This window comes from Kribbella sp., assembly GCF_035687465.1.
Lineage (GTDB): Bacteria > Actinomycetota > Actinomycetes > Propionibacteriales > Kribbellaceae > Kribbella.
Genome location: NZ_DASRXP010000371.1, coordinates 1 through 10,584, shown reverse-complemented (window position 1 = coordinate 10,584; position 10,584 = coordinate 1). Strand labels below are relative to the sequence as shown.

Genomic DNA, 10,584 nt, shown 5'->3' with positions numbered 1-10,584 from the left:
GGTCTCGGGCGCCGACAACACCGTGCTGTACGGGCGGGCCGCCGTGGTCGCCGACTGCTCGAAGCTCCCGCTCAACGCGGGCACCAAGTTGTTCTGCCCGACAGAGCCGCTCGGGCAGCGCCTCGGCGTGGACCAGTACGCGCACAACCGCTACGGCGACAAGAACTGGCCGGGCGCCCTGCCGCCGGGGACCACCAAGGAGCAACTCGCCAAGGAGTTCAGCTGGGTGGTGATCACGCACCAGCCACTCGATGTCGCCTGGGCAGCGATCCAGGACTTCCTCAAGGGATTCGCTCCCACCCGGACCACCTCGCCGGACGACGTGCCGCTCGACAGGTGGCAGTTCCAGCTGACCTATCCGGGGCTGAGCAACCCGGACATCGGCAAGGCTGCGCAGGAGTGGGGTGGGACCGCGCCGTACGTCAACCATGACCCGGCCGCGATCCTTCGGGCCTACCAGTTGAACGGCGGTTACACCCCCGGCCTCGCCTTGGGGATCGCCGCCTTGATCGGCCTCGCCGCAGCTGCCGGAGTCGGTCAGGCCAAGCGATCCGGGCTCCGAGCAGCCGCGCTTCTGCCGGCGGCCTCCGGGATCATCCTGCTGCTGGGCTCTGCCGCCTTCGAATTCTCCTGGCGCTACCAGTTGCCAGGCTTGGTGTTCTTCCCTCTGGCTGGAGCCATCGGGCTGACGGCCATCCTCGGGCGGGATCAGGGCAGGGCGGCTCTGCAGCCCTATCCGGACGCGGTGGACTCGCGGGCCTTGGACGACTTCCGTGAGCGGCACGGCGAACCTGCCTTCGCGCCGCTGGTCGTGGTGATTGCCGCCTACAACGAAGCCGGGGGGATCGGCTCGGTGCTGGAGAACATGCCGAAGACCTGCGCGGGCCTACCGGTCGACGTGCTGGTCGTTGTGGACGGTGCCGAGGACAACACTGCCTCGATTGCCGCAACTGCCGGTGCATATGTGTGTAGTGCGGCAACCAATCGGGGGCAGGGTGCCGCGCTCCGGCTGGGGTATCAGCTGGCGGCGAGCGGCGGAGCGCAGTACGTGGTGACAACTGATGCGGACGGGCAGTACGACAACTCCGAGCTCGACGTATTGATGCGGCCGATCCTGGACGGGAGGGCCGACTTCGTCACGGGGTCACGCCGGCTCGGCCAGGAGGACGCGGACAGCCGGTTGCGCTGGCTCGGGGTGCGGGTTTTCGCTGTGCTGGCGTCGATCCTGGCCTGGCGACGGTTGACGGACACGTCGTTCGGGTTCCGCGCGATGCGGGCCGGGCTGGCGAGCACGGTGACGCTGCGTGAGCCGCAGTACCAGTCGTCGGAGTTGCTGCTCGGCGTACTGGCGAGCGGGGCGCGGGTGGTGGAGTTGCCGATGACGATGCGGCGACGCGGTGACGGGACCAGCAAGAAGGGCCCGGGCCTCGTGTACGGCGCGAACTATGCGCGGGTGATGACCACTACCTGGTGGCGGGAGTATGTGCTTCGGGGTCGACTGGTGCTGCGAACACGTACCGGTCGAACACCACGAACTTCAGGATGAACGTCACTCCGTTGGAGGCCAGGTAGGCGGTCCCGGCCAGCAGTGTCTGCCAGGAGTGCGCGCCGGTCACGTCCTGGATCCAGGCATCGGCCAGGGTTGTCAGCACTGCGACCACCACCGCCGACGCGGCCGTGATCAGGACGTAGGGCAGCAGTTCGCGGGTCGGGTGGGCGCGGCCCTTCCGCCCCCACGCCCAGCGCCGGTTCAGCAGGTAGTTCGGCACCGAGCCCGCGGCGAAGGCGAGGATGCTCGACGGCATGGCCGGAAGGCCGACCCCGTAGCAGAGCAGAAAGGCCAGCTGGCTGATCGCGGTAGCGACAATCGATGACGCTGAGTAACGGAGCAAGACCTGCACCCCGCCATTGTGCCTTGGCTGACATCACGGACCGGAACAGCCACTGGTTCACCGGATTCATAGCTGATTCCCAGGTTCTCCACAGACGGTTTCGCGGCTGGGTGGGTAAACAGGACAGGACAAAGGTTCTGCTCCCTCGCGGAAGGTGGTCGGCTCGTGCGCGTTCTGGTCCTGGGTGGTGACGGTTACCTGGGGTGGCCGACAGCACTGCATCTGTCCGACAACGGTCATCAGACGGCGGTGCTCGACAACTTCGCCCGGCGCGGCTACGACCAGGAGCTGGGAGTCCAGAGCCTGGTGCCGATCGAGGACCTGAGCACCCGGGTAGCGGCCTGGCAAGAGGTGTCCGGTCGTGAGATCCCGGCGTACGTCGGTGACCTGCTCGACCCGGACTTCGTCTACCAGGTACTCCGGGACTTCCGTCCGCAGGCGATCGTGCATTTCGCCGAGCAGCGGGCCGCGCCGTACTCGATGATCGATCGGAAGCACGCCGTCTACACCCAGCAGAACAACGTGATCGGCACGCTGAACCTGATGTACGCGATCGCCGAGATCGACCCGGACATCCACCTGGTCAAGCTGGGCACGATGGGCGAGTACGGCACGCCGAACATCGACATCGAGGAGGGCTGGCTGGAGATCGAGCACAACGGCCGCAAGGACCGGATGCTCTATCCGAAGAAGCCCGGCTCGTTCTACCACCTGAGCAAGGTGCACGACTCGCACAACCTGGAGTTCGGCTGCCGCGTCTGGGGACTGCGGGTCACCGATCTCAACCAGGGCGTCGTCTACGGCCAGGAGACCCCGCAGACCGTGCGGGATCCGCGGCTGGCCACCCGGTTCGACTACGACGCCGTGTTCGGCACTGTGCTCAACAGGTTCGTCATCCAGGCGGTGCTCGGTGAGCCGCTCACCGTCTACGGCACCGGCGGCCAGACCCGTGGCCTGCTGGACATCCGGGACACCGTCGAGTGCATCAGGCTCGCAGTGGAGAACCCGGCCGATGCCGGCGAGTTCCGCGTCTTCAACCAGATGACGGAGAGCTACTCGGTGGCCGAGATCGCCGCCAAGGTGGCGGAGTGTTTCGCCGGCCCGGTCCAGGTCGAGAACGTCGAGAACCCGCGGGTCGAGCAGGCCGAGCACTACTACAACGTGAAGCACACCGGCCTGGTCGGCCTCGGACTGCAGCCGCACCTGTTGTCGGACACGCTGATCGACTCGATGTTCGACATCGTTGCCGCGAACAAGGACCGGGTGAACGCGTCCGCGCTGCTGCCGAACGTCAGCTGGACCGGCGATCTGAAGAAGGAGAGCGCCTGACCGATCCTCGGGTGGCAACGATCACAGCTCACCGGGTGGCGGCGACCAGCAGAGTCGGCAGTACTGCGAGGAAGCGGTCCCGCCGACCGCGGTCCGCCTGCTCTGCGAGCCACTGGGCGGCGTCGTCCCCGGTGATCAGCGCCTTCTCCACGGCAGCAGCCGCGGCAACCTCGAGTTGCATCGCCAGCAGCCCGTGATCCGTGATCACCTCGGTGTGGACGACGACCTCCGCGGCCCGGAATCCCGTGTCGAGCAGCCAGTCGCGCAGACTCCGGGCCGCGCGCGGGGCGATCGACCGGGACTCGAGCCCGAGCAACACCACGTCGCTCATGTCCTGGTCGTCGCTGTCGAGTAGCAGGAATCCGTAGTCCTGCCCGGTCAGCACGATCCGCCCACCCGGCCGGAGTACCCGGTGGGCCTCGGCCAGGGTCGGTAGCGGATCCGCGAGCAGGTGGAACAACCGGGCGGCGCGATACCCGTCCACCGACTCGTCCTCGAGGGGCAGGTCGTCTGATGGAGCCACGTGGAACACGGCGTCCGGCGTACGGGATCTCGCGGTCGCGACGGCGCCTTCGTCGGCGTCGATACCGATGGTCTTGATCTGGGCCCGGGCCAGTTCGGCCACGGCGTGCCCAGCGCCGCAGGCCACGTCGACACAGGTGTCACCGGGGACCAGTTCGAGCAGCCGGTAGGACTCGGCCCGCAACGCTGCCGCGTCCTCGGTCTGCTCGATCCGATCCAGGAAAGTCAGCTCAGCCATGCTTCTACGGTCCAACTTCAGGTGCACCTGAAGTCAAGCTGTCACACCTTTCGGTCGGCCTACGTCAGACTTGCAGCGGGACGGACCCGCCGGAGTACGGACAGGATGGAGTCAGCTGGTGAAGTTCGCGAAGACGATCGTGTATGTCGAGGACGCCGAGGCGTCGCTGAAGTTCTTCGAGCAGGCCTTCGGGTTCAAGGCGACGTACTACGGGAACGGCTACGGCGAGGTCGAGACGGGCGGTGACAGCAAGATCTCGTTCGCCGACTACGCCGTGGGACAGAGTCACCTCTCGGAGGTCGGCGCCCCTGGCCGGGTCGGGATCGAGCTCTCCCTGGTCAGTGAAACGGTGGAGGAGGACTTCAAGCGCGCGGTCGCGGCCGGCGCGGAAGCCCTCAAGGAACCGGAGCAGACGCCGTGGGGACAGGTCTCGTCCTACCTCCGGCTCCCGGACGGCATCGTCGTCGACCTGGCCTCGCCGCCCGGCAACTGAAATCCGCATCACCCGGGCGGCGGTCACTCGGGCCGCCGCCAACGGGGATCAGTCCATCGAGACCTTGTCGAACATGGTGGTGGTGAAGCGGACATCGACGCCCACCTCGTCGCCGACCGCCGGGGGAGCCACCGACGACGGCAGGAACAGCATGCTCGCCTGCATGTGCGGAGGCTCAGCGAACCAGCGCTGCTTGCCCTCTATCGTGAACGGCGACAGCGCCATCCCGGCGGCGTCCAGGCTGCCCTTGGCCACGGCGATCGCGCGCTGCCGCACGGAGGCCGCCGCGGTCGGTGCCTCCAGACCGACACCGTGTGCCGTGCCGCCCGACACCACGAGGATGTGGCCGTCACCGGAGACCCTGCGCTGGCGGTATCCCACCCGCTCGCCCCGGCGTACGGAATGGACGTCGAGGACGGTGGCCCGGACGGTGAGTGCGCCCCGGTCGCCCAGCCAGAGGCCGGTACCCATCCGGAGCCGGACGTTGTCGCCGATGTCGGCCAGCTTCTGCGCCGGGACGTGCGAGACCCAGAGGGGACCGGGCCGGACCGCGCGGGCCGCCTTGGCGAGCTCCTGCGCCTCGCGGATGTTGGCCGACGTACCGCCGGCGCCCATCGGGAAATGCAGCGACCAGCCCTCGAACTTGATCCGGTCCAGCGCGTTCAGCAGCATCGTGTGCCGCAACTCGCGGGCGCCGATGCCGTGCCGGCGCATCGACGTCATCACCTCGATCAGGACCCGGCTGCCGGCCGGGATCGAGACCAGGTCGGCCAGCCGGCTGACCGTGTGGATCACGTTCTTGCCCTGCGGAACCTCCAGGAACTGCCGCCACGGCGACAGCACGACGACGTCGTCCTTGAAGTCGGGCGGGACCTCGAAGTAGGTGCCGACTGCGACGGTCCGGGCACCGAGCGCACGGGACTCGGCCAGCAACCGGGGGTTGCCGATGCCGTACCCGTTGCCCTTCGCGACCGGAATGATGTCGGGGTTCCACGTGGAACGGAGGTGGTCGCGCCAACGGTCCGAGTCGATGTGCAGGGTCAGGGGCATGTCAGGTTCATCGCCGTCTCATGTAGAGGTCGAATGCGGTGTAGAGCGCCTTGTTCAACGGCAGATCCCACTCACCGACGTACTCGACGGCTTCGCCGCCGGTGCCGACCTTGAACTGGATCAACCCGACGTGCGGGTCGTTCGGGTCCAAGGTGTCGGTGATGCCCCGTAGGTCGTACACGGAAGCGCCCGCTGCGAGCGCATCCGACATCATCCGCCACTGGATCGCATTGGATCCACGCACATCTCGCTTGGCGGTCGAGCTGGCTCCGTAGGAGTACCAGGAATGACCGCCGACCCGGACCCAGATCGTCGAAGCGACCAGATCACCCTCGTGGTACGCGTTGTAGAGCCGGAAGTCGCAGCAGTCGGCCGGCTGGTTCGCCATCGCCGCCTGCATCTTGGTGAAGTACGGCAGTTGCCGCGGGGTGAAGTGATCCCGCTCGGCCGTCTCGACGTACAGCGCGTGGAAGGCCTTCAGGTCCTCCGGCGTGCCGAGGGTGACCTCGACGCCGAGCTTGTCCGCCTTCTTGATGTTGCGGCGCCAGAGCTGGTTCATGCCCTTGAGCAGGTCGTCCTCGCTCCTGCCGGCCAGCGGCACCTGGAACACGTACTGCGGCTGGCCCGCGGCGAAGCCCTCGCCTGTCCGCGGGGCCTTCCAGCCGAGCGCACGGAGTTGCGCGGTCACGGTCGCGCCCGACGGCTCGATCACGTCGGGCCGGACGTCACCGAGCTTGGGCTGCTGCCCACCGGCGATCGCGTCCTTGATCGTCTTCGCGCTCCACCGCCGGGTCGCCACCGGCGGTCCCATCCGCAGACCGAAGGCGCCCTGCTCCTGGGTGTGTGCCGCCAGCGGCCGCAGGTACCGGCCGAGGTCGACCGCGTCCCAGTCGATCACCGGACCCTCGGGAAGATAGGCCAGATAGCGCTTCACCTTCGGCATCTGCCGGTAAAGCACCAGCGCCGCCCCGACCAGCTCACCCGGAGCGGCGGGGTCGTACCAACCCAGTGACTCGGCCTTCCACTCGCTCTTCACCGCCGCCCATCCAGGGGTCTGCAAGAAGCTCGCCGACGGCTGGGCCGCGATGTAGGCGGCGTGCTCGTCGGCGGAGATGGTCCTGATGCTCAAGTCACTCACGGTCCGTCAGGTTACCGGCCCGCGGCCTCAGACCGTAGCCGAGCCGGTAACCTGACCCGCTGCTGCTCAGGTGATCTTGATCAGGCGCGACCCGTGGGCCGGTACGTTGCTCGCGGTCCAGCTGCCGTTGAAGCTGCCGAGGTCCGCCCGGGCCACCAGGTCACGGACGGCCTTGTTGCCACTGAGTCCCAGCGCACTCCAGTTGACAGTGATGTTGGTCGCGGACGAGCCGAGGTTGTAGACCGCCGCGTAGGTGACGCCACCGATGACCTTCTTCCAGACCTGCGAGTTGCCGCTGGTGATCCGGGTCGGCAGTACCGCGGCCTGGTCGATCGCGATCACCTCGGGGTTGGTGAGGATGGAGATGGCCGAGTTGTCCATGAAGTAGACGTCGCCGCCGACGTACAGGGGAGAGGACGCCATCGACCAGAACGTCATCACGGTCTGGCGTTCGACATCGTTGATGCCGTCCTGCAGCGCGGTGCCGGTGTTGTTGTTGATCGGCATCGCGTCCAGGTCCGGCAGATAGTTCGGGGTGACATGGCTGAGCCAGTTCGGCAGGTCGCTCCAGCGGTCGTCGACCGAGCTCGTCCAGGTGGACGTCGTAGCGCAGTAGCACTCGATGTCGGTATCGATCCGGACCCCGTTCGCGTACGGGCGGAGGCCGTCGGCGGCCGAGAGGTCGACCGGCCACGCGCTGGCGGTGAGCCAGATGGCCCGGCCGGACTGGTCGATCGCCTGCGAGAGGGCCTTGATATCGGGCACGTTGTCGACGGTCACGCCGTCGACCTTGAGGAAGTCGACGCCCCAGGAGGCGAACTTGTTGATGATCGAGTTGAAGTACGGCTGCGCGCACGGCTTGGTGTAGTCGACCTTCCAGTTGCCGCCCCACTTGTTGGTGGGGGTCAGCGGCAGCACCACGATGTCCCGGACGGTGCAACTGGTGCCGACGATGGGGGCGGACTTGTTGTACGCCTCTTGCTCGAGACCCGCGGCCATGTAGATGCCGGCCTTGAGCCCTTTGCTGTGGATGTAGTCGGCGATCCCGTTGATACCGCTGGGGAAGCGGGCCGGATCCGGGTTGGGGATGCCGTTGGCGTCGCTGTGGAACTCCCAGTTCATCGTGGCGTTCCAGCCGGCGTCGATGTTGATGTAGCTGTAGCCGGCCGACTTGAGCTTGGTCGCCACCGCGTCGGTGGCGTTCCTGATGTTGCCCTCGGTCAGCCAGGCTGTGCCGTAGTTGGGCCGGGTGGTCGACTCGGTGCTCCAACTGCTCCAGCCCATGAAGGGCTTGGAGAAGGTGGTCTTGGCCACGGCCGGATCCGGGGACATGGATGAAATGGTGAGCGGAACGGACGCCGCGAGCAATGGAACGAGCAGGGCGATCCGCAGAGCACGAGTGGAGATCATGGGCGGTCCCTCCATCGGGTCAGATGAAAGGACCGTACGACTATTTAATTAACCCTGGCAAGAAACAAGCCCGAAACATTCTGCCCTCCCGGTGGTTTCCCGAGTGGGGTTCGGGGCGGGGACACGGCAGACTCTGCTGGAACGTGAGGAGGAGCGGGATGACGACGACGGGGGATCGGCCGCTGCGCGCGGACGCGCAGCGCAATCGCGACCTGCTGCTGACGGCGGCGGTGCGGGCCTTCACCGAGTGCGGCGGCCTGGAGGCGTCGCTCGACGGGATCGCGAAGAAGGCCGGGGTGGGGATCGGCACGCTGTACCGGCACTTCCCGACCCGGGAGGCGCTGGTCGAGGCGGCCTACCGGAACGAACTGGCCGTCGTCTGCGACGCGGCGCCCGAACTACTCGCCACCCTGCCACCGGCCGAGGCGACGCGGGCGTGGATGGATCGCTTCATCGACTACATGACCAAGAAGCTCGGTATGGCCGACGCCCTGCGCTCGGTGATCGCCAGCGGCGCCGACCCGTACGCGCACAGCTTCGAGTTGCTGGTCGGCGCGATCAAGCCGCTGCTGGAGGCGAGCGCGGCCGCGGGCGAGCTCCGGTCCGACGTGAACCCGGCGGACGTGCTGGTCAGCCTGAGCGGAGTCGCCCTCGCCTCGGGCTCGAACCGCGACCAGGCCGCCCGGTTGCTGGACCTCCTGATGGACGGGCTCCGCTACCGCCCCTGACCCCCGGCGTCTACCGGCGGCGGGCGCGGAGGAGGTAGCGGTGGTCGTGAGCGACGAACGGACCCTCTGACCTGATCCGCTCATCCAGGGCCCGCAACGCCGGCCCGTACTTGTCCAGGTCGAAGCCCGGCACCTGCCAGGGGACCGCGCGCAGCTGGAAGACCAGCGCGCCGATGTCCCGGATCACGAACTCCGGCCACTCCTCGGCCGCCTCGAGGATCTCGAATCCCTGCTCGACCAGTGCCCGCTCAGCTCCCACGCAGTCGTAGGAGCCAGGCTGCTCAACCAGTGGAGCGTTCAGTGCCTCGTTGATCTCGACGTCGTTCCGGCTGCCCACCTGCTGAGTCACAAGCAGGCCACCTGGTCGCAGTACGCGGGCCAGCTCGGCGGGGTCGAAGCGCCCGTGGCGGTTCAGCACCAGATCGACCTCGGCGTCCTCCACTGGTAGCGCAGTCCCGAAGTCGTGCTCGCGTACTTCGACTCCGTACGGAGCGAGGCGGTCCCGCGCCAGCGGTACGTTCGGCGGGTAGCCCTCGGTGGCGATGGTTGCTTCAGGCAACGGGGCGAACGACGCGAGCAGTTCGCCGCCGCCGGTGTCGATGTCGAGCACCCGGGTCGCCTCCGCGAGAGCGGCGCGGGCCAGGTCGGGGTAGGACCAGGAGGGTTGGGCGTTGTGCGCCCGCCCTGCGAGCCAGCGGAAATCCCATCCAGTGAACGACGCGGCCACGGCTTCGTCGACGAGCTCGGCGTACGGGTCCATGGGTCCAACGTAGAGAGTGGCGCCAGCGAGTTTCTAGGCTGGGCCGATGAACTCGGTGGCATTGGTGACAGGGTCCACGTCGGGCATCGGCGAGGCGACGGCCCGGCGGCTCGCGGCGGACGGGATGACCGTGGTGGTCCACTCGCGCTCGAGCCGCGCCGCGGGACTCGCCCTGGCAGGCGAACTCGGCGGCACCTATCTGCAGGCCGACCTGGAACGGGAGGACGAGGCCGCCGGGCTGGTTCCCCAGGTGCTCGCCGACCACGGGCGACTCGACGTACTGGTGAACAACGCAGGGATCAGCTGGCCGGTTCCGCATGCCGAGCTGGATGGATTGACTGCCACGGACTGGCGGAAGTTGCTCGACGTGAACCTGATCGCCCCATGGCTCCTCTGTACTGCGGCCGTGCCGGCACTCAGACAGACGGGTGGATCCATCGTCAACGTGACGAGCCATGCTGGGGTCAGGCCGAAGGGAAGCTCGATCGCCTACGCCGCAAGCAAAGCCGCGCTGAACCACGTGACGAAGCTGCTCGCGGCCGCCCTCGGCCCCGAAGTACGGGTCAACGCGGTCGCACCCGGACTGGTAGACACCGCGATGACAGCGGACTGGACCGACGCGCAGGAACTATGGAGAACCGCGAGCCCGATGCGGCGAGCGGCACAACCTTCAGATGTCGCAGACCTGATCGCCGCAATCCTCGCCAACCCCTACCTGACCGGCGAGGTCATCCTCCTGGACGGCGGCCTCAACCTCCGCTGACTCTGCCTCAAGCGTCGGTGGGTGGTTCTACGGTTGGGCGATGCCGTCATCGTTGGGTCCGGACTTCAGGCGGCTGTGGACCGCATTCACCATCAGCGCCGCGGGGAGTGCGGTCGGGTCGGGAGCGTTGCCGCTGATCGCGGTGCTCGTGCTCGACGTCAGCACGTTCCAGGTGTCGATGCTGGCTGCGTTGTCGGCGGTCGCGGGGGCGGCGATCGCGCTGCCGTCGGGTTCCTTCATCGAGCAGCATCGCAAGCGGCC

11 protein-coding genes and 1 pseudogene are annotated in these 10,584 nt (G+C 67.6%); 6 read left to right on the top strand and 6 right to left on the bottom strand.

Annotated elements, in window-relative coordinates; genetic code table 11:
• A partial coding sequence (locus VFG33_RS19460) for a glycosyltransferase family 2 protein (RefSeq protein WP_325054328.1) occupies positions 1-1,546 on the top strand: 1,546 nt, incomplete at its 5' end.
• Here VFG33_RS19460 and VFG33_RS19455 read toward each other — a convergent pair.
• Positions 1,464-1,901: a GtrA family protein gene (locus VFG33_RS19455; protein WP_325054327.1), complete on the bottom strand. Its 438-nt coding sequence runs from the start codon at positions 1,899-1,901 to the stop codon at positions 1,464-1,466. The genes VFG33_RS19460 and VFG33_RS19455 overlap by 83 nt on opposite strands.
• 156 nt (positions 1,902-2,057) lie before the next feature.
• On the opposite strand from VFG33_RS19455, the gene VFG33_RS19450 reads away from it, so the two are divergent.
• Positions 2,058-3,221, top strand: coding sequence for an NAD-dependent epimerase/dehydratase family protein (locus tag VFG33_RS19450; protein WP_325054326.1), 1,164 nt, complete (start codon positions 2,058-2,060; stop codon positions 3,219-3,221).
• Positions 3,222-3,249: 28 nt separating this feature from the next.
• Here the strand turns inward: VFG33_RS19450 and VFG33_RS19445 are convergent, their stop codons facing one another.
• A complete protein-coding gene (locus VFG33_RS19445; protein ID WP_325054325.1) occupies positions 3,250-3,981 on the bottom strand; it encodes a methyltransferase domain-containing protein in 732 nt (243 codons plus the stop codon).
• Positions 3,982-4,099: 118 nt separating this feature from the next.
• On the opposite strand from VFG33_RS19445, the gene VFG33_RS19440 reads away from it, so the two are divergent.
• A complete protein-coding gene (locus VFG33_RS19440) occupies positions 4,100-4,474 on the top strand; it encodes a VOC family protein (RefSeq protein WP_325054324.1) in 375 nt (124 codons plus the stop codon).
• 48 nt (positions 4,475-4,522) lie between these two features.
• Here VFG33_RS19440 and VFG33_RS19435 read toward each other — a convergent pair whose 3' ends face one another.
• The 3 genes from VFG33_RS19435 to VFG33_RS19425 form a co-directional block, all read right to left on the bottom strand.
• Positions 4,523-5,524, bottom strand: coding sequence for an alanine racemase (locus VFG33_RS19435; RefSeq protein ID WP_325054323.1), 1,002 nt, complete (start codon positions 5,522-5,524; stop codon positions 4,523-4,525).
• Between the two features lie 7 nt (positions 5,525-5,531).
• Positions 5,532-6,662 carry a lipid II:glycine glycyltransferase FemX gene (locus VFG33_RS19430; RefSeq protein WP_325054322.1) on the bottom strand — a complete coding sequence of 377 codons (1,131 nt, stop codon included), beginning with the start codon at positions 6,660-6,662 and terminating at the stop codon, positions 5,532-5,534.
• A 66-nt stretch (positions 6,663-6,728) separates the two neighbouring features.
• Complete coding sequence (locus tag VFG33_RS19425; RefSeq protein WP_325054321.1) at positions 6,729-8,072, bottom strand: glycoside hydrolase family 27 protein; 1,344 nt, start codon at positions 8,070-8,072, stop codon at positions 6,729-6,731.
• A gap of 158 nt (positions 8,073-8,230) precedes the next feature.
• Here VFG33_RS19425 and VFG33_RS19420 point away from each other — a divergent pair, with 158 nt between their 5' ends.
• Positions 8,231-8,800 (top strand): TetR/AcrR family transcriptional regulator, encoded by a 570-nt coding sequence (locus VFG33_RS19420; protein WP_325054320.1) that lies wholly within the window; start codon positions 8,231-8,233, stop codon positions 8,798-8,800.
• A gap of 10 nt (positions 8,801-8,810) precedes the next feature.
• On the opposite strand, the gene VFG33_RS19415 is transcribed toward VFG33_RS19420, so the two are convergent.
• Positions 8,811-9,560, bottom strand: coding sequence for a class I SAM-dependent methyltransferase (locus VFG33_RS19415; RefSeq protein ID WP_325054319.1), 750 nt, complete (start codon positions 9,558-9,560; stop codon positions 8,811-8,813).
• Between the two features lie 46 nt (positions 9,561-9,606).
• On the opposite strand from VFG33_RS19415, the gene VFG33_RS19410 reads away from it, so the two are divergent.
• A complete protein-coding gene (locus VFG33_RS19410) occupies positions 9,607-10,323 on the top strand; it encodes an SDR family NAD(P)-dependent oxidoreductase (protein ID WP_325054318.1) in 717 nt (238 codons plus the stop codon).
• Between the two features lie 40 nt (positions 10,324-10,363).
• A pseudogene (locus tag VFG33_RS19405) lies at positions 10,364-10,584 on the top strand (MFS transporter); the annotation flags it as partial.

Bases quoted from the DNA above. Each gene is read 5' to 3' on its own strand.
- VFG33_RS19415 (WP_325054319.1), bottom strand. From the start codon at position 9,560: ATGGACCCGTACGCCGAGCTCGTCGACGAAGCCGTGGCCGCGTCGTTC.
- VFG33_RS19445 (WP_325054325.1), bottom strand. From the start codon at position 3,981: ATGGCTGAGCTGACTTTCCTGGATCGGATCGAGCAGACCGAGGACGCG.
- VFG33_RS19420 (WP_325054320.1), top strand. From the start codon at position 8,231: ATGACGACGACGGGGGATCGGCCGCTGCGCGCGGACGCGCAGCGCAAT.
- VFG33_RS19410 (WP_325054318.1), top strand. From the start codon at position 9,607: ATGAACTCGGTGGCATTGGTGACAGGGTCCACGTCGGGCATCGGCGAG.
- VFG33_RS19425 (WP_325054321.1), bottom strand. From the start codon at position 8,072: ATGATCTCCACTCGTGCTCTGCGGATCGCCCTGCTCGTTCCATTGCTC.
- VFG33_RS19435 (WP_325054323.1), bottom strand. From the start codon at position 5,524: ATGCCCCTGACCCTGCACATCGACTCGGACCGTTGGCGCGACCACCTC.